This window comes from Cellulomonas avistercoris (assembly GCF_014836445.1).
Taxonomy (GTDB): Bacteria; Actinomycetota; Actinomycetes; order Actinomycetales; family Cellulomonadaceae; genus Cellulomonas; species Cellulomonas avistercoris.
In genome coordinates this window covers 51,954-70,378 of the sequence record NZ_JACSQV010000003.1, presented here as the reverse complement: position 1 = coordinate 70,378, position 18,425 = coordinate 51,954, and the positions used below count along the sequence as shown (strand labels likewise).

Below are 18,425 nucleotides of genomic sequence, written 5' to 3'. Positions count from 1 at the left end.
GAGGGGACGCGCGCGGTTTCACCCGTCCGCGGGGTCCATGTCGAACGCGGGCAGACCGTCGATGCTCGTGCGGTTCTTCAGCCGGCGGTAGGCCGCTCGCCCCTCGACCCCCTTGCGGGCCATGTACGCGGGCAGCAGGTCGCGCTCGCCGCGGTGCTCCATGAGGGGCACGCCGTACCCGCAGGAGTCGGAGACGCGCTCGACGTCGACGACGACGACCGCGCGCGCACCACGGGCCTCGTCGACGCCGCCGTCGAAGCGCGCGAGCAGGTCGTCGAACCCGTCGTCGTACAGGGTGACGAACCGGCCGCGGCCGTGCAGGCGCACGATGTCCGGCGGGCCCTCGAAGGCGCAGAACATCAGCGTGATGCGGCCGTTCTCGCGCAGGTGCGCGATGGTCTCCGACCCCGACGCGGTGAGGTCCACGTAGGCGACCGTGCGCTCGTCGAGCACCGCGAACGTGCCGCCGACGCCCTTCGGCGACACGTTGACGTGCCCGTCCGGCCCGCTCGGCGCCGTCGCGACGAAGAAGACGTGCTGCGCGAGGAGCCACGCGCGCATGCGTTCACCGATGTGCTCGTGGACCTTCGCCATCGGTGCATCGTGCCAGCAGCCGCCCGCCCGCGCCCGGCACGTCCGTCACCCGGTCGGCGTGCCGGCCCGCAGCACCACGGCCTCCCACGGACGCAGCGTGACCGCGCCGGCCGCCGGCCGGGCCGGCTCGGCGTGGTTCCCCAGGACGACCTCGGCGTCGTCCCACCCCGGACCGACCTCGACCGTCTGCTCGTCACCGGTGAAGCTGCCCAGCACGAGCAGCCGCACGCCGCCGAGCGCGCGCGTGAACGCGTAGACGTGCTCGTGGTCCGGCAGCAGCATCGTGAAGTCCCCGAGCCGCACGACCGGGTCGTCGTGCCGCAGGGCGATCAGGCGGCGGTAGTGGTGGAACACCGAGGACGGGTCGGCGCGCTCCGCCTCGGCGTTGACGTGCCGGTGGTTGGGGTTGACCGGCAGCCACGGCCGGCCCGTCGTGAAGCCCGCGTGCGGCGAGGCGTCCCACTGCACGGGGGTGCGCGCGTTGTCGCGGCTCATCGCCGCGAGACCCGCGAGGATGCGCTCCTCGGGGACGTGGCCCAGGGTGCGCGCCTCCGCGGCGTAGCGCAGCGCCTCGATGTCCCGGTAGTCGTCGAGCGACGTCAGGTGCGCGTTCGTCATCCCGAGCTCCTCGCCCTGGTAGACGTACGGCGTGCCCCGGTGCAGGTGCAGCACGGTCGCGAGCATGCTGGCTGACTCGCGGCGGTACTCGCCGTCGTCGCCGAAGCGCGACACGATGCGCGGCTGGTCGTGGTTGTCCCAGTAGAGCGAGTTCCAGCCCACGTCGGCGAGGCCCGCCTGCCAGCGGCCGAGCACGGCCTTGAGGTCCCGCAGGTCCAGGGGCCGCGGGTCGTACTTGCCGCCGGGGCCGTGGTCGAGGCCGACGTGCTCGAACGTGAACACCATGTCGAGCTCGCGGCGCGCGGGGTCGGTGAACAGGACGCCGTCCTCGACGGTCGCACCGGGCGTCTCCCCCACGAGCAGCAGGCCGTCACGACGCCCGTCGAACACCTCGTGGTGCATCTCCTGCAGGTACTCGTGGAGCCGGGGGCCGTGCATGTACTGCGCGGAGCCGTCGCCGAGCGCGCCCGTCGTCGCCGGGCCGTCGGCGAGCGAGCCGTCCTCGGCGACGACCTTCGAGATGAGGTTGATGACGTCCATGCGGAACCCGTCGACCCCGCGGTCGAGCCACCAGCGCATCATCGCGTAGACGGCCTGGCGGACCTGCGGGTTCTCCCAGTTGAGGTCGGGCTGCTTGCGGCTGAACAGGTGCAGGTAGTACTCGCCCGTCGCCTCGTCGTACTCCCAGGTCGGCCCGGAGAAGAACGAGCCCCAGTTGGTCGGCTCGGCGCCGGGCGTGCCGGGCGCCATGCCGGGGCGGGCCGGGCGCCACCAGTACCAGTCGCGCTTGGGCGAGTCGACGGACGACCGCGACTCGACGAACCACGGGTGCTCGTCGCTCGTGTGGTTGACGACCAGGTCCATGACGACCTTGATGCCGCGGTCGTGCAGCGCGCCGATCACCTCGTCGAGGTCGGCGAGCGTCCCGAACAGCGGGTCCACGTCCTGGTAGTCGCTGATGTCGTAGCCGTTGTCGTCCTGCGGGCTGCGGTAGATCGGTGAGAACCACACGACGTCGACGCCGAGCTCGACCAGGTGGTCGATGCGCTGCAGGACGCCGCGCAGGTCGCCGATCCCGTCGCCGTCGGAGTCCTGGAAGGACCGCGGGTAGATCTGGTACACGACCGCACCGGTCCACCAGGGGGCGTCGTCGGGCGTGAGGTCCACATGTGCTCCTCGGGGTCGTCGGCCTCGGGAACTCGACCCTCGCACGCGGTCGCCGTCCGCACATCCCGAGGTCGGGCAGATCGGGACGTTCGGCCCATTGTCCCGTTGACACTCTGTCAATAGCGTGGAGCCATGACCAGCACGCAGCGCCGGAGCGTCAAGGCACCGGCGGTCCGCCTCGAGGAGATCGTGCGCGCCGCACGCGACCTGTTCGCCGAGCAGGGGGTGCGCGCGACGACCTTCCAGCACGTCGCGGACCGCGTGGGCGTCACCCGCGGGCTGGTGTACCACTACGTCGGGGACATGGGCACGCTCGTCGACCGCGTCCTCGACTCCTACGTCGAGGACTTCGTCGCGGACCTGCGCCGGTGGGACGCCGCGCGGCAGCCCGGCGACATCGACGGCGCCGTCGTCGACTACGTCGCCCTGCTGCGCCGGCACGTGCCGACGAGCCACGCGGGCGCGGCACCCGTCCTCGACGACGCGGCACTGTCCGTGCGGTTCGTCGACGCCGCCGTCGAGGCGCTCGTCGACACCCTCGAGACGACCACGATCCCGGCGTACGCCGCCCGGCACACGATCGAGATCGCACACGTGCGCACGACGTTCGTCGTGCTCACGCACGGGCTCATCGCCCTGCTCCGCACCCGGCCGGAGACCGACGACGACGTGCTCGTCACGATCGTGCGCCAGACCCTGCGGCTGGCCCCCACCACCCCTGCCGCCGCCTGACGACAGGGCTCACCTCAAGGAGAGAGATGTTCCTGTTCGAGAGCATCACACCCGCAGCGGCGGTGATGTTCGTCGTGGTGCTCGCGGCCCTCATCGGGCTCAACGAGCTCTCGCGGCGCAGCAAGGCCGCGGGCCTGACGTTCTTCGTCGCGATCCCCCTGCTGCTCACCCTGTTCGTCTGGCCGCACACCGCCGGGTCCGGGTCGTCCACGGGCACCTGGTTCCACTGGGTCAAGGTCTACTCGGCGCTGGCCGGGTGCCTCGGCTTCATGGCCATCCGCTACGTCCCCCGGCTGGCGTCGAACCGCTGGGCGCTGATGTTCCCGCCCGTGATCCTGTCGATCAACATCCTCGAGGCCGTCATCCGCGACTTCCAGGTCGCCGGCATGGAGCAGGGCGTCGTGGACGGCGTCATGATGGTGCCCGGCCCGTGGAACGTCATGAACGGCGTCGCCGGCATCCTCAACATCGTCACGATCTGCGGCTGGGCGGGCATCTACGTCAGCCGTGACAAGACCCAGGACATGATCTGGCCGGACATGCTGTGGTTCTGGATCGTCGCGTACGACCTGTGGAACTTCGCCTACGTCTACAACTGCGTCGGCGACCACGCCTTCTACGCGGGCCTCGCGCTCCTGCTGTCGTGCACCATCCCGGCGTTCTGGCTGCGCCGCGGCGCCTGGCTGCAGCACCGCGCCCACACGCTGGCGTTCTGGATGATGTTCACGATGGCCGTCCCGGCCTTCGTCTCCGACTCGCCGTTCGCGGTGCAGTCCTCGCACTCGCCGGCCGCGCTCATGACCGTGTCGGCGCTCTCGCTGATCGCGAACGTCGCGGTCCTCGTCTACCAGGCGCACCGCATCGTGACCCGGCGGCTGAACCCGCTGCGTGACGAGCTGTGGACCGACCTGCCGACGTACCGCCGCGTGGTCGAGACGATCCCGGGGCACCGCGACCGGACCCCCGTGTCCCTCCCGGAGCCGGTCCCGGCTCTGAGCGGCGCACGCTGACCCCACGGTCACCCCGCCCCCTCGGCGACGCCCGGACCCCGTCCGGGCCGAGCCGGGGGGCTTCGCCGTTCCCGGGCCGGGCACGTGCCCCGCGCACGAGCGGTCAGCCGGTGCGGTCCGCCAGCCGCGGCGAGCGCGGCACCGGTGCCGTCGACCGGCCCACGCTGAAGACCGCGAGCGCGACCTGCGAACGCCGCAGCCCCAGACGGCGGCGCAGCCCGGCGACCGCGTGCGGCGAGTCGACCACCTCGGAGTGGGGTGCGACGGCGAGCCCCGCACGTCCCGCGTGCAGCCACGTGCGCTGCAGCGCCCGCCCCGCCTCGACGACGTCCGCCGGCGGCAGCCCGAGCCGCGCGTCCAGCGCCTCCGTGGCCCCGAGCACCCCGGGCGTGCGAGCGACGAGCACCAGGTGCTGCGGGCCCTCGAGCGGCTCGCCGGGTCCGGGCGCGGGCGGCAGCGGCCGCGAGCGGAGCACGGCCTCGACGGCCCGGCCCGCCCATCCCGCCACCGTCAGCGCCGCGTCGTGCAGCGCCGGGCGACGCGTGAGCGGTGCGGCCACGCGGGCCACCACGGGCGGCAGCCGCAGCATGCGGTCCGTCATGCCGTCGCGTGCGTACCGCGGGTGGGTCGGGCTCAGGCGCAGCCACCGGACGAGCTCGGCGGCCACGGCGCGCCGCGACGCGGTCCACGCGGTGCCCAGCCGCACGAGGTGGCGCATGGCCGGGTCGTCCACCTGGAGCAGCACGAGCCACGGCGGCAGCGCGGGGAGGTCGGCCCGCAGGTCCGGTGCGGGGTCGAGCCGTCCGCGGTCCGTCCGGCGCTCGTCCACGTCGCGGGGCGAGAAGGGCGTCGCGTACGCCGTCGCGTGGGGTCGCAGCACGAGGACCGGTGCCGCCGGGTCCGCCGGGCCGCGCACGGGCAGGTCCTCGAGGCGGTCGAGGTGGGGCGTCGGCTCGACCGTCACGCCCCGACCGTCGGCCGCCGCGGCGACCGCGACGCACTCGACCCAGGCCCCGAGCGACAGCAGCAGGTCGCGGAAGGACGGGTCCCCCGCGGCCAGCACCCGGTCGGGGACGACCGCGACCTCGATGCGGTCGTCGAGCACGCGCACCGACCACGGCTGCGTGTTGTGCGCGGACGGTGCCCGCCCCGCGGTCCGGACCCAGGCGTGCAGGTCGTGGTCGTGCGTCGAGCTCATGGTGTCTCCTCCGCCGCCGCGCGGGCGGTCGTGGCGTCGTGCCGCGGGAGCGGCCGACGGTAGAACGTCACGCCGTGCAGGGGCCGCCCGCCGACGCGTTCGAGCTGCCGCGCGGAGGCGGGGTTGTCCCGCCCGACGAACGTCGAGCGCAGCCGGGCGTAGCCGCCCGTCGCGAGGTGCGCGTGCAGCGTGCGCGTCAGCAGCGTGAGGACGCCCCGCCCCTGCCGGTCGGGGTCGGTGCCCTGGATGATGAGGACGGCCTCGCGCCGGTAGCGGCCCCGCGTCGCGAGCAGCAGCAGCTGCTGCAGCAGCCCCAGGCGGCCGCCGACGCGCTGCACGTAGGCCGTGATGTCGGGGACCACCAGCACGAACGCCACGAGCGCGCCGGTCGCGGCGTCGCGCGCGAGCAGCAGCAGGTCCTCGTCGACGAGGTGGCCGAGCCCGTCGGTGGCCGCCGCCATCTCCTGGTCGGTGATGGGCGTGTAGTACGGCAGCGCGGCGAACGAGCGGTTGAGCACCGCGAGCACCTCGGGCACGAGTCGAGCGAGCTGCGAGCGCCGCCCGCGCTCCAGGCGCAGGCCAGCGGCGCGCCACTCGTCCGGCGACGGGAGGCCGGCGGCGGACGACGCGGCGACGTCGACCACCCACGTGTCGGACTCGCCCCAGCGCGCGAACCCCAGGCCCTCGTACGTCGCGGGGACCCACGACGGGTTCCACGGCGAGTCGACGAAGCCGCGGTGCTCGGCGCCCGACGTGACGACCCCGCCGGACTGGTTCGGCAGCAGCGCCACCGGGCCGAACAGCTGCTCGTGGCCGTCGGCGCGCGCCTCGAGCGCCGCGACGAGCGCGGCGGCGGCGGCGTCGTCGGCGAACTCGGTCGCACCGAACAGCAGGGACCGGGCCCCGAGGCGCGCGTCGAGCCGCGCGTCGGTGTGGACCGTCGTGCGGCCCACCGCGCGCCCGGCCGCGTCGCGCACGAGCAGCAGCTCGACCGGCTCGGGGTGCGGCGACGTCCCGCGCCACCAGGACTCCACGGTCGACGCGAGCAGGGGCACCGCCAGGTGCCGCGGGTGCATCCGCAGGGGCAGGTCGAGGAAGTCGCGCAGGTCCGCGCGCGAGGCGACCGGCACGACGGCGAGGCCGCTCACGGCGCCCCGCCCGGGCGGCCCGCGTCGGCGAGGTGCACGCGGATGTACCCCCCGGTCCCGTGCCTGCGGTCGCGCGTGATCCACGTCATGAGGCGCCGGTGGGCCGGGATGCGCGCGAACAGCATCAGCGCGTCCCGGTCCGTGAAGAACGCGAGCGTCCCGAGCGTGAACGGGGGCTCCCAGTACACGCGGTGCCACACGTAGCCCGTCATGCGCCGCATGGCGGCGACCATGGGGTACCACTCGCGCGCGAGGACCGCCCACGAGTGCGGCCCGCGGTAGCGCGTGGCACCGAGGAACATCGCGCCGGCGCCGGCCGGGGTGCCGCGCGGGCCCACCGCCGGCGCGGCCGCCGACGCGGGCCGCGGGGTGCGGGCGCGACGCCCGCGGCGCGGCGGGGCCGGCGCGACGTCGGGCGGCACGCGCCCCTGAGCGCGCTCGGTGCTCGTCGGGGAGAACCGCTCGACGTGCGCCATGACGTCGCCCTCGGCGCGCCACACCCCGTTGGCGTAGCCGTCGGGGTCGGCGCGGAACGTGCGGACCCGGTCCCGCGCGAGGTCGAGACCCGCCGCGAAGCGCTCCGCGTCCGCCGGCGTCGCGAAGCACACCACCCGGCCGCGCACCGCACCCGCACCGTCGCGCGCCCGCAGCCCGACGCTCCAGACGTGGCCGTCGGCGGCGCGCGCCGCACGCCGGGTCGCTCGCACCCACGCCGCACCCGCGCGCGGTCGCTCCACGACCACGAGCGCGTCCGCCCGGGCCGGGGCGGGCGCCCGGGAGAAGTCGCGCGTGCGCATCAGGCCGTGCGCCCCGGGTGCGTCGTCGACGGGTCCCGGTCGCCGGCGTCGACGAGGTACACGTTCTTGATCTTCGAGCTGCCGCCCGCGAAGGGACCCGTGCCGTGGTCGTGGACGTGCACCCGCAGGTCGCCCGACGTCGGGTCCTCCTCGAGCGACTGCGCGACGTCGCGCGACACCGACGCGAGGTGCGCCAGCACGCCCGCCGCGGCCCGCTCGGCGAGGTCCGTCCGGTCGTCGGCGGTCACGTCCGCGTCCGCCCGCAGCTGCAGGTGGATCGCCGGGCGCTGCTCGTGGTCACCCACGTCGACGAGCGCCAGCTTGAACGACTCGATGACGGCCGCGTGCGGGTTGTCGAGGTACAGGCCGTTCTCGACGTCGAGGGGGTAGAGGTTGGCGCCCATGTAGGAGACGGTGGAGTCCTTGCGGCCGTACAGCAGCAGGAACGGCAGGCGCATCCGCTGGATCGCGTACGCGCGCTCGAAGCCGAACGCGAGCCGGTGGCGCTGCGGCTCGGGCAGCGCCGCGATCGCGGCCTTCATGGCGTCGAACGTGACGATCTGCGCCTCGTCGCCGATGTCGTACCGCAGCTTGGGGCTCATGATGTCGGCCGAGTTGAGCGTCACCAGCAGGTGCCGGTCCGCCGTGGTCTCCATGTACGTCTCGAGCGGGTTGTACTGGAAGACCATCGGCGTGCGCGTCTCGTCCGGCCCGAGCAGGGCGTCGCGCAGCGGGCCGCCGGCGGCGAGCGTGCGGCGCACCCACACGGCGAGGTCGCTCTCCCCCGCCATCCCGATGGTCAGGTCGGACGCGCCGTAGCCCGAGTAGACGCGGCCGAACCTGTCCTCCAGGTAGTCGCGCAGGCCCTCGGTCAGCGCCTCGCCGCCGACGAACCCGTTGAGGTCGTAGGCGTCCCAGTCGAAGCCGTCGGCGTCGAGCCGGTCGCGCAGGTGCTTGAGGAAGGGCGGGTAGGCGCAGACCAGGTAGGTGTACCGGGGGCCGAAGTGCCGCAGCGTGTCGACGATCTTGTCGATGTCCGGGCCGGTGTTCTTCACCATCGCGATGCGCGACATCGCGATGCCGGTGTTGGTGCCGGTGGCCCACGCGCCCATCGAGAACGCGTTGACCGCGAACAGCCGCCGCGTGCCGAACAGCGACGTCACGTACCCGGCGACGTTCTTGTGCACGGTCGCGAGCTCGCGCCGCGAGCGCATCCAGTTGTAGGGCGTGCCGGACGAGCCGCTGGACTCGTCGACCACGGTCCCGACCGTCTCGATGAACCCGTCCCAGCAGCGCACGTCCTCGGGGTACCGGTCGACGTACTCGTGCTTCGACGTCGGCCGGTAGGCCGTCAGGTCCCACCACCGGAACCGGAACCCCGCCTCGTCCACGTAGTGCCGGTAGGCCGGGACGTCGAGGTACGCGTGCTGGCAGATCATCCAGGCGTTGAGCCGGGCGAACCGCTCCATCGCCGGGTGGTAGTTGCGGGCCGTGAACCGCCACAGCGCCGGGTGCAGACGGTAGGCGCGGTACACCGTGGTCACGCCCCACGTGGCGATCCGCAGCGCGGCCTGCCGCAGCGCGCTCGTGCGCGGCGACGGCCCCGGCCGGGCGAGGGGGTCGCGTCGGTCGGTGGTCATGCGCACACCTTCGCCGATCGCGGACGCACCGGGGAGGGCGGGCGCACCATGCGGACACGTTTCACCCGGTCAGCCGCACGCCCGCCTCTCCCGCACCCCTCCGGCGGCGCGGTGTCCTGCTCAGCGCGGCGGCCACCCGCCCCAGCCGCCCGGCGCCGGCGCGGTGCCCGCAGTGGCGGTCGCGACGACGGTCGCCGCGGACGCGTCGCCCGGCGTCTCGTAGTACCCGCCCAGCACGGGCCCCGCGGCGGCACCGCCGACGGCGAGCCGGTACTGCGCCCCCGCGACGAGGGCGCTGCTGGACACCAGGACGTTGCCCTGGACCTTCATGGTCCGGAACGAGACGACGACCGTGCCGTCGGGCGCGAGCACGTGCATCAGCGTGCCGGCGGGCTGCTGCGAGCTGAGCGAGACCCACGTCTGGGGCGACGTGGTCGCCGGCGTGGCCACGTGCCCGCCGTGGCTCGTCCCGACGACGGTCCCGCCGGTGACCCGGAAGTCCCCGGTGACGTCCAGCGCGGAGTTCACCCACTCGGTCGAGCCGTCGACGTACACGGTGCCGCCCGAGATCGCGCCCGTCCCGTTGGAGTCCAGGCCGTCGCCGACGGCCGAGTGCAGCACGAGCCGGCCGCCGCTGACGGCGACGTGCACCCCGGGCAGGACGTCCATCGAGTCGGGCGCCGCGGGGTCGGCCGCGTTGACCGCGTCGTCGGTCGCCGTGACCTCGACCAGTCCGCCCGAGATCTCGACGACCTTCGACTCCAGCCCCTCGACGGACGTCCTGACGACCAGCGCACCGCCCGAGACCGCGAGCCGCTCGCCGGCGTCGATGCCGTCCTCCCCGGTCGCGAGCGTCGCGCTGCCGGACGCGACGCGGATCGTCCCGTCGGAGTGGACGGCGTCGTCGATCGCGTCCACCACGAGCGCGCCGCCGCCCAGCACGACCGACACGTCGCCCACGAGGCCCTTCGCGCCCTGTCCCGTCCCCGCGGCACCGCCGCCGGCGGTCACCCCGAGGTCCCCGCCCGAGACGACCACGTCGGACGCGGCCGTGACGCCGTCGTCCCCGGACGTCACGGTCGTCGTGCCGCCGGCGACGTGCACGAACCCGCCCTCGGGTGCGTCGTCGTCGGACTTCAGGCCGTCGCCGGTCGCCGTGACGTCGAGGACGCCGCCCGTCACCTGGAGGTAGTCCTTGCCGCGCACGCCGTCGTCGGCGGCGCGCACCGTGATCCTCCCGCCGGCGACCACCAGGCCGTCCTTGGACGCGATCCCGTCGTTGGCGTTGCCGACCACGGTCAGGGCACCGCCCCCGGCGATCGTGAGGTCCGCCGAGGAGAACAGCGCCGCGTTCGGCTCGTCCACGCCCTCGGGGTAGGTGTACGTCGCGGGGTCGGTCAGGGCGTTCGTCGAGCCGTCGGCGAGGACCACGGCCACCTCGCCCGCGTCGTGCACCTGCAGCGGCGACGTCGTGGTGGACGTGATCGAGGCGCCGTCGAGCACCACCCGGACGACGCCGTCGCCCGCCGACGCCACCACGAGCGCGCCGTCCGCGAGCGTGCCGCTGACGCGGTACGTGCCCGGCGCGGTGATGGTGACCGTGCCGCCGTCGGCGGTCGCACCGTCACCGGTCACGACCGCCGACGAGCCCGTCAGCTCGATCGTCGTCTCGCTGTCCGCGTCCCAGTCCAGCACGTGCGCGGTGTCGTGCACCGGCAGGTTGCCGGCGAGCGCGTCCTCCACCGCCGGCTCCGCCGCGCCCGCTGCGGGGGCGGTCCCGACCAGGCTCGTCACGATCAGCCCGGCGACCGCTGCGGCCGTGGTTCCTCGTCGCATCGTTGCTCCCTCGTCCCGTGTGCTGCCCGCACACGTGACCAGGGAAGCGGCTGACGCCCGTCGGCGTCTGGACCACGAAACGTTCAGGCTGTGCACCGAAAGTCCGGAGCGCGCCCGCGCAGCGTGCTCGGGGGCGCCGCTCAGTACAGGACGGCGCCCTTCGACGCCGACTGCACGAGCTTCTGGTACTTGCCGAGGACGCCGCGCGTGTACCGCGGCGGCAGCGGCGACCACCCGGCACGGCGCTGCGCGAGCTCGGCCTCGTCGACCAGCAGGTCGAGCGTCGCGTGGGCGACGTCGAGGCGGATGCGGTCACCGTCGCGGACGAACGCGATCGGGCCGGCGTCGACGGCCTCGGGCGCGATGTGACCGACGCACAGGCCCGTCGTGCCGCCCGAGAAGCGGCCGTCGGTCACGAGCAGGACGTCCTTGCCGAGGCCGGCGCCCTTGATCGCGCCCGTGATCGCGAGCATCTCGCGCATCCCCGGCCCGCCCTTGGGGCCCTCGTACCGGATGACGACGACGTCACCGGCCTGGATCGTGCCGTCCTCGAGCGCGTCGAGCGCGGCCCGCTCGCGCTCGAAGACGCGCGCGGTCCCCTCGAAGACGTCGGAGTCGAAGCCCGCGGACTTCACGACCGACCCCTCCGGGGCGAGCGACCCGGACAGGATCGTGATGCCGCCCGTGCGGTGGATCGGGTTGTCCAGCGCGCGCAGGATCTTGCCGTCGGGGTCCGGCGGGGCGATCTCGGCGAGGTTCTCGGCGACCGTGCGGCCCGTGACGGTCAGGCAGTCGCCGTGCAGCAGCCCGGCGTCGAGCAGGGCCTTCATGATGACGGGCACGCCGCCGACCCGGTCGACGTCGTTCATGACGTACCGGCCGAACGGCTTGAGGTCACCCAGGTGCGGCACGCGCGACGCGACCCGGCTGAAGTCGTCGAGCGTGAGGTCGACCTCCGCCTCGTGCGCGATGGCCAGCAGGTGCAGCACCGCGTTGGTCGACCCGCCGAACGCCATGACGACCGCGATCGCGTTCTCGAACGCCTCCTTCGTCATGATCTGGCGGGCCGTGATGCCGCGGCGCAGCATCTCGACCACGGCCTCGCCGGACCGGTGCGCGAACTGGGCGCGGCGCCGGTCCGCCGAGGGCGGCGCGGCCGACCCCGGGATCGACATGCCGATCGCCTCGGCGACCGACGCCATCGTGTTCGCGGTGTACATGCCGCCGCACGCGCCCTCGCCCGGGCAGATCGCGCGCTCGATGCGGTCGACGTCCTCGCGCGACATCAGCCCGCGCGCGCACGCCCCGACGGCCTCGAACGCGTCGATGATCGTCACGTCCTTCTCGGTGCCGTCCGACAGCTTGACCCAGCCCGGCATGATCGAGCCGGCGTAGAGGAACACCGACGCCAGGTCCAGCCGCGCCGCCGCCATGAGCATGCCGGGCAGCGACTTGTCGCAGCCCGCCAGCAGGACCGACCCGTCGAGCCGCTCGGCCATCATCACGGTCTCGACGCTGTCGGCGATGATGTCGCGGCTGACCAGCGAGTAGTGCATGCCCTCGTGGCCCATCGAGATGCCGTCGGACACCGAGATCGTGCCGAACTCCAGCGGGTACCCGCCGGCCGCGTGCACACCGTTCTTGGCGGCCTTGGCCAGCCGGTCGAGCGACAGGTTGCACGGCGTGATCTCGTTCCACGAGCTCGCGACGCCGATCTGCGGCTTCGCGAAGTCGTCGTCCCCGAGGCCGACGGCCCGCAGCATGCCGCGTGCGGCCGTCGCCTCGAGCCCGTCCGTCACCTGCCGGGAGCGGGGCTTGATGTCGATGCCCGGTGCCGGCGCGTCGTGCGATGAAGTCATGTCGCGACACTAGTCACGCAGCGCGTCGGACGCCGCCCGCCGCGGCGGTGCCAGGATGAGCGGGTGACCACGCCCTTCACCGCCCGCCGTCCGTCGTGGCTGATCGCGCCGCTGCTGTGCGCGGCGCTCCTGTCCGGGTGCTCGTCCGACGCGCCCGACGCGTCGGGCAGCCCGACCCCGGGCGCCACGGCCGACGCGCCGAGCCCCACCCCGTCGGCACCTGTCTCCGGCCCCGAGGCGGCGCCCGCGGCATCCGCCGACCCGGCCGGCCCCGAGGGGAGCTTCCGGACCTGGCTGGCCGCCAGCCGGGCGCCGGACGCCGCGACCGCGTGCGACCACATGACGCCCGAGCTCACGCAGCGCATGCTCGACCAGCTCACGGCGCAGGGGGTGCCCGGCGTCACCGACTGCGCGAGCCTCATCACGATGACCGCGGCCTTGTTCGCGGCGGCCGGCCAGCCGCCCGAGGCGGTGGTCGAGGTGCGCGAGGAGTCGGCCGACCGCGCCGTCCTGCACGTCACCTACGCGGCGGGCAGCTGCGGCCTGGTCGTCCTGCGCCCCGGGCCGGGGCACTGGCTGCTGGACGAGCGCTCGCAGGAGGAGTGCTGATGCCGGCGGCGCGCACCGGGACCACACCGCCGCCCGCCGCGCGGACGCACCGTGGGTGACGGGGCGGCCGTGCAGGTCGCGCAGGGCGTCGTCGACGCCGACTACTCCCAGGTCGAGCTCCACCTCGACGCGCCCGGCACCCTCGACCCCCGCGCGGACACCGGGCTCGCGAGCACGTGGGAGGACGGCTGGGTCGTCCTCACCGTGCCCCGGCAGCACGGGCGCGTGGCGTTCCGGATCGAGGTCCACGACCGGACGCCGACGGTGGACCCGGCGTGGGACGCCGTCGCCGAGCTGTCGTTGCGCGGCGGCGGCGCGGTCCGCGTCACGGGCTGGGCGGGTGCGGGTTCCGTCGACGGGCCGTTGCTGCCTGCCGTCGACATGCGGGCGCGCTACGCGGTCCGCGGCGGGCAGGACGGCAGCGAGCAGTTCAGGGCCGGGCGGTGGGACGAGGCGCCCGCCGAGAGCTACGTCGTCCAGCTGTGGCCCGCGGCGCCCGCACCCGCGCGCGTCGTCACGGCGAGCTCCCCGTGGAGCCAGTACTGGGCGTTCGGCCCGGAGGCGCAGGACGCCGTGCGGCGGCTGCGCGACGTCCCGGACCCTGAGCGCCTGGACCTGCTGCTCGACGCGGCACTGGACGCCCACCCCGAGGTCGCCGAGCACCTGCGCTCGGGTGACAGCCGCTACCGCGTGGGCATCATCCGGTACGCCCAGGAGCTGTTCCGCGTGGCCCACGCGGCCTACGCCGACCTGAGCCAGGACCACCACCGGCTGGCGCGCCTGATCGACGAGCGCGCCGAGGCCAGACCGCGGCGCTGACCGCCGTCACGGTGACGGGCAGGCTCGCGCCCCGGCGGGCGGACGGCGGCATCAGGCCCGTCGGCGCAGCCGGCTGACGTCGCGCACCGCGCCGCGGTCCGCGCTCGTCGCCATCGCCGCGTACGCCTGCAGCGCGGGCGACACGTAGCGGTCGCGGTCGACCGGCTGCCACGGGTTCTCGCTCGCCTCCATCTTGGCGCGACGCTCCGCGAGCACGGCGTCCGGGACGTTGACCCGGATGACGCGTGCCTCGACGTCGATCTCGATCTCGTCGCCGTCCTCGACCAGCCCGATGGTGCCGCCCGCGGCCGCCTCGGGGCTGACGTGCCCCACGGAGATGCCGCTGGACCCGCCCGAGAACCGGCCGTCGGTGATCAGCGCGCACACCTTGCCCAGGCCGCGACCCTTGATGAACGACGTCGGGTAGAGCATCTCCTGCATGCCGGGGCCGCCCGCGGGGCCCTCGTAGCGCACCACGACGACGTGACCGGGCTGGACCTCCTTGCGCAGGATCTTGTCGACGGCCTCGTCCTGCGACTCGCACACCAGCGCGCGACCCACGAAGTGGAAGACGTCGGGGTCGATGCCCGCGGTCTTGATGATCGCGCCGTCCGGCGCCAGGTTGCCCCGCAGCACCGCGAGCCCGCCCTCCACGGTGTAGGCGTGCGCGGCGTCGCGGATGCAGCCCGCGGCCGCGTCCGTGTCGAGCGACTCCCACACGTTCGACGTGGAGAACGCCTGCGTCGTGCGCACGCCGCCCGGCGCCGCGAGGAACAGGTCGCGCGCGCGCTGCGTCGCCGTGCCGCTGCGGATGTCCCAGTCGTCCAGCCACGCCCGCAGCGTCGGGGTGTGGACGCTGGTGACGTCGTGGTCGAGCAGCCCGGCGCGGTCCAGCTCGCCCAGCAGCGCCGGGATGCCGCCGGCGCGGTGCACGTCCTCCATGTGGAAGTCCGGGTGGTTGGGCGCGACCTTCGAGAGGCACGGCACCCGGCGGCTGATGGTGTCGATGTCCTCGAGCGTGAACTCGAGCTCGGCCTCCTGCGCGGCCGCCAGGATGTGCAGCACCGTGTTGGTCGAGCCGCCCATCGCGACGTCGAGCGTCATCGCGTTGCTGAACGCCGCACGGTTGGCGATCGACCGGGGCGCGACGCTGTCGTCCTCGTCCTGGTAGTAGCGGCGCGCGAGGTCGACGATCGTGCGTCCCGCCTCGAGGAAGAGCTCGCGCCGGGCCGTGTGCGTCGCGAGCGTCGAGCCGTTGCCCGGCAGCGAGAGCCCGAGGGCCTCGGTCAGGCAGTTCATCGAGTTGGCCGTGAACATGCCCGAGCACGAGCCGCACGTGGGGCACGCGTTCTCCTCGACGCGGCCCAGCGCCTCGTCGGACACGTTGTCGTCGGCCGAGTAGTTGATCGCGTTGACGAGGTTGAGGTGCGTCTTCGCGACGCCGTCGGCCACCACGGCCTTGCCGGCCTCCATCGGCCCGCCGGACACGAAGATCACCGGGATGTTGAGCCGCAGCGCGGCGTTGAGCATGCCGGGCGTGATCTTGTCGCAGTTGGAGATGCAGACGATCGCGTCGGCGCAGTGCGCGTTCACCATGTACTCGACCGAGTCGGCGATGAGGTCGCGGCTCGGCAGCGAGTACAGCATGCCGCCGTGGCCCATCGCGATGCCGTCGTCGACCGCGATGGTGTTGAACTCCTTGGCGACGCCGCCGGCCTCGCGGATCGCGCCGGCCACCAGGTCACCCATGTCCTTGAGGTGCACGTGCCCCGGGACGAACTGCGTGTAGGAGTTCGCGATCGCGATGATCGGCTTGCCGAAGTCCTCGGTCGTCATGCCGGTCGCACGCCACAGCGCGCGAGCACCGGCCATGTTGCGACCGTGGGTCGAGGTACGAGAGCGCAGCGGACGGCTCAACGTGGGGTCTCCTTCGCACGGGGGCACGAGGTCACCTCTCGGGTGACGACCTCGACACGTTACGCCCGTGCCGCGGCGACGACGTCGGACGTCCGTCCAGTGATCCGCCGGCGACCGCTGCTCCGACCGCCGGCGGACGTCTCAGCGGACCGTGACGCCGGTCCAGCGCGGGTCGTCGATCGTCACGGGGTAGGTCTCCCCGGCGAGGTCGACGACGGCCTGCGTCTCGCGCTGCGCGCACGACGGCCCGACCCAGACCTCGAGCGCACCCGGCTCGACGACCCGGCGACCCGTGCGGTCGGTGAACGCGAGGCGAGCGGCGGGGACGGCGAGCTCGACCTCGACGCTCCGGCCGGGCTCGAGCTCGACCCGGCGGTAGCCGAGCAGCTGCGCCACGGGGCGCGTGACGCTCGCGACGACGTCCTTGCCGTACAGCTGCACGACGTCAGCACCCGCCCGGTCCCCGGTGTTGGTGACGGTCACGGTCACTCGCAGGCCCGCGTCGGTGGTGGCGCCGGGCGCCACCCGCAGGTCCGTGCGCGTGAAGGACGTGTAGGACAGCCCGTGGCCGAACGGCAGGGTCGGCACCGTGCTGAGGTTGGTGACGTCGCCGTCACCGCCCAGCGTCGGGTGCAGATAGGTGTAGGGCTGCGCACCCGCGGAGCGGGGCAGCGAGACCGGCAGGCGACCCGACGGGTTGACGCGGCCCGTCAGGACGCCGGCGACCGCGTTGCCGCCCTCCTCCCCCGGGAAGAAGGCCTGCACCGCTGCGGCGCAGCGCCCGAGCGCCCAGTCCACCGCGTACGGGCGTCCCGTCAGCATGACGAGCACGACGGGCGTGCCGGTCGCCAGGACGGCCTCGACGAGCTCGCGCTGGACGCCGGGCAGCTCGAGGTCGTCCCGGTCGCAGCCCTCGCCGACCGTGCCACGGCCGAACAGCGCGGCATGGTCGCCGACCACGAGCACCGCGACCTCCGCGGCGCTCGCCGCGGCGACGGCCGCCTCGAAGCCCGAGCGGTCGTCGTCGTCCACCGCGCAGCCGGGCGTGTACGAGACGTCGCCGCCGTGCTCGCGGCGCAGGGCCTCGAGGACGGTGGGCGTCTCGATCCCGACGACCGCGTCCGGGTGGTGCGCGAGCACGTGGTTGAGGAAGGAGTAGCAGCCGAACAGCGCGGCGGCACGGTCGGCGTTCGGGCCGATCACGGCCACACGGGCATCTGCCGCGAGGGGCAGCGCGCCGTCGTTCGTGAGCAGCACGAGCGAGCGCTCGGCGAGCAGCGCGGCGACCTCGCGGTGCGCCGGGGAGTCCAGGTCGACCTCGGTGGGCGGCTCGTCCTCGAAGGTCGCGTCGAGCAGGCCCAGCGCCTCCTTCTGGGCCAGTGCCCGCAGCACGGCACGGTCGACGAGCGCCTCGTCGACCGTCCCGGCGCGGACGGCGGCGGCCAGCGGCGCGAGGTACGCGTCACCCGTCGGCAGCTCGATGTCGACGCCCGCGGCGAGCGCCTGCCCGGCCGCGTCGCCGAGGTCGGACGCGACGTGGTGCAGCAGCTGGAGGAACGCGACGCCGAAGTAGTCGGCGACCACCGTGCCGTCGAAGCCCCAGCGCTCGCGCAGCAGACCGGTCAGCAGGTCGGGGTCGGCCGCGACGGGCACGCCGTCGATGCCGGCGTAGGAGTGCATGACCGAGCGCACCCCGCCGTCGAGGACACCCATCTCGAACGGCACGAGCAGGACGTCGGCCAGCTCGCGACGGCCGATGTGGACCGGGGCGAAGTTGCGGCCGGACTGGGAGGCCGAGTACCCGACGAAGTGCTTGAGCGTGGCGTGGACACCCGTCGACTGCAGGCCGCGGACGTACGACGTGCCCAGCGTGCCGACCAGGTACGGGTCCTCGGAGATGCACTCGTCGACGCGACCCCAGCGGGGGTCGCGGATGACGTCCAGCACGGGGGCCAGCCCCTGGTGGATCCCGAGCTCGCGCATGGACCCGCCGATGAGCTCGCCCATGCGCGTGACCAGGTCGGCGTCGAAGGACGCACCCCAGGCCAGCGGGGTCGGGAACGTCGCCGCACCCCATGCGGACAGCCCGGTGAGGCACTCCTCGTGCACGAGGGCCGGGATCCCGAGCCGGGTCTCGTTGACGAACCAGCGCTGCTTGGCCCAGAGCCAGGCGGCGCGCTCGGCCGCGTCGACCGGTCGGGTGCCGTAGACGCGCGTGAGGTGGCCGAGCCCGTCCTGGATCGCCTCGTCGAGCCCGCGCGGCGCCTCGAACTCGCCCTGGAGGGGGGCCACGGCCTCGCCCTCGCTCTTCTCCCAGAAGCCGACGATCTGGGCCAGCTTCTCGTCGAGCGTCATGCGGGCCAGGAGGTCGCGCACCCGCTCCGAGACCTGGATGCCGACGGGCAACTCGAGCTGAGTCACTGGACTGTCTCCTTCAGGTGCGCGTCCGCCACGATGCGGGCACAGGCGGACCGGGGCCCC

Annotated in this window: 14 protein-coding genes; 4 read left to right on the top strand and 10 right to left on the bottom strand. The window is 74.0% G+C overall.

Going from position 1 to position 18,425, the window contains the following annotated elements; all coding sequences use genetic code 11:
• Positions 1-18: 18 nt before the first annotated feature.
• Together H9657_RS04820 and H9657_RS04815 are read right to left on the bottom strand one after the other, a co-directional pair.
• The gene (locus H9657_RS04820; RefSeq protein WP_191780915.1) at positions 19-594 is read right to left on the bottom strand and encodes a pyridoxamine 5'-phosphate oxidase family protein; all 576 of its coding nucleotides are present in this window, start codon (positions 592-594) and stop codon (positions 19-21) included.
• 45 nt (positions 595-639) lie between these two features.
• Entirely contained in the window at positions 640-2,379 is a 1,740-nt protein-coding gene (locus H9657_RS04815) for a glycoside hydrolase family 13 protein (RefSeq protein WP_191780913.1), read from the bottom strand.
• A 132-nt stretch (positions 2,380-2,511) separates the two neighbouring features.
• Here H9657_RS04815 and H9657_RS04810 point away from each other — a divergent pair, with 132 nt between their 5' ends.
• Together H9657_RS04810 and H9657_RS04805 are read left to right on the top strand one after the other, a co-directional pair.
• A complete protein-coding gene (locus tag H9657_RS04810; protein ID WP_191780911.1) occupies positions 2,512-3,111 on the top strand; it encodes a TetR/AcrR family transcriptional regulator in 600 nt (199 codons plus the stop codon).
• Between the two features lie 26 nt (positions 3,112-3,137).
• Positions 3,138-4,121: a DUF5692 family protein gene (locus H9657_RS04805; protein ID WP_191780909.1), complete on the top strand. Its 984-nt coding sequence runs from the start codon at positions 3,138-3,140 to the stop codon at positions 4,119-4,121.
• A gap of 103 nt (positions 4,122-4,224) precedes the next feature.
• Here H9657_RS04805 and H9657_RS04800 read toward each other — a convergent pair whose 3' ends face one another.
• The 6 genes from H9657_RS04800 to ilvD (H9657_RS04775) all read right to left on the bottom strand — a co-directional run bounded on the left by H9657_RS04800 (position 4,225) and on the right by ilvD (H9657_RS04775) (position 12,599).
• Positions 4,225-5,319 (bottom strand): nitroreductase family protein, encoded by a 1,095-nt coding sequence (locus H9657_RS04800; protein WP_191780907.1) that lies wholly within the window; start codon positions 5,317-5,319, stop codon positions 4,225-4,227.
• The gene (locus H9657_RS04795) at positions 5,316-6,467 is read right to left on the bottom strand and encodes a GNAT family N-acetyltransferase (protein WP_191780905.1); all 1,152 of its coding nucleotides are present in this window, start codon (positions 6,465-6,467) and stop codon (positions 5,316-5,318) included. Before H9657_RS04795 ends, H9657_RS04800 begins: the two co-directional genes overlap by 4 nt.
• Entirely contained in the window at positions 6,464-7,264 is an 801-nt protein-coding gene (locus H9657_RS04790) for a hypothetical protein (RefSeq protein WP_191780903.1), read from the bottom strand. The genes H9657_RS04795 and H9657_RS04790 overlap by 4 nt, the downstream gene beginning before the upstream one ends.
• The gene (locus H9657_RS04785; RefSeq protein ID WP_191780901.1) at positions 7,264-8,904 is read right to left on the bottom strand and encodes a phenylacetate--CoA ligase family protein; all 1,641 of its coding nucleotides are present in this window, start codon (positions 8,902-8,904) and stop codon (positions 7,264-7,266) included. Before H9657_RS04785 ends, H9657_RS04790 begins: the two co-directional genes overlap by 1 nt.
• Before the next feature lie 120 nt (positions 8,905-9,024).
• Entirely contained in the window at positions 9,025-10,740 is a 1,716-nt protein-coding gene (locus H9657_RS04780; protein WP_191780898.1) for a carbohydrate-binding domain-containing protein, read from the bottom strand.
• A 140-nt stretch (positions 10,741-10,880) separates the two neighbouring features.
• On the bottom strand, positions 10,881-12,599 hold the full coding sequence (gene ilvD / locus H9657_RS04775; protein WP_191780896.1) for a dihydroxy-acid dehydratase: 1,719 nt from the start codon (positions 12,597-12,599) through the stop codon (positions 10,881-10,883).
• 63 nt (positions 12,600-12,662) lie between these two features.
• On the opposite strand from ilvD (H9657_RS04775), the gene H9657_RS04770 reads away from it, so the two are divergent.
• Together H9657_RS04770 and H9657_RS04765 are read left to right on the top strand one after the other, a co-directional pair.
• The gene (locus tag H9657_RS04770; protein ID WP_191780894.1) at positions 12,663-13,208 is read left to right on the top strand and encodes a hypothetical protein; all 546 of its coding nucleotides are present in this window, start codon (positions 12,663-12,665) and stop codon (positions 13,206-13,208) included.
• 51 nt (positions 13,209-13,259) lie between these two features.
• Positions 13,260-14,027: a hypothetical protein gene (locus H9657_RS04765; RefSeq protein ID WP_191780892.1), complete on the top strand. Its 768-nt coding sequence runs from the start codon at positions 13,260-13,262 to the stop codon at positions 14,025-14,027.
• Positions 14,028-14,078: 51 nt separating this feature from the next.
• Here the strand turns inward: H9657_RS04765 and ilvD (H9657_RS04760) are convergent, their stop codons facing one another.
• Together ilvD (H9657_RS04760) and H9657_RS04755 are read right to left on the bottom strand one after the other, a co-directional pair.
• Positions 14,079-15,899: a dihydroxy-acid dehydratase gene (gene ilvD / locus H9657_RS04760; RefSeq protein WP_449727641.1), complete on the bottom strand. Its 1,821-nt coding sequence runs from the start codon at positions 15,897-15,899 to the stop codon at positions 14,079-14,081.
• 186 nt (positions 15,900-16,085) lie between these two features.
• Positions 16,086-18,365: a beta-xylosidase/alpha-l-arabinosidase gene (locus tag H9657_RS04755; protein WP_318241294.1), complete on the bottom strand. Its 2,280-nt coding sequence runs from the start codon at positions 18,363-18,365 to the stop codon at positions 16,086-16,088.
• Positions 18,366-18,425 lie beyond the last annotated feature (60 nt).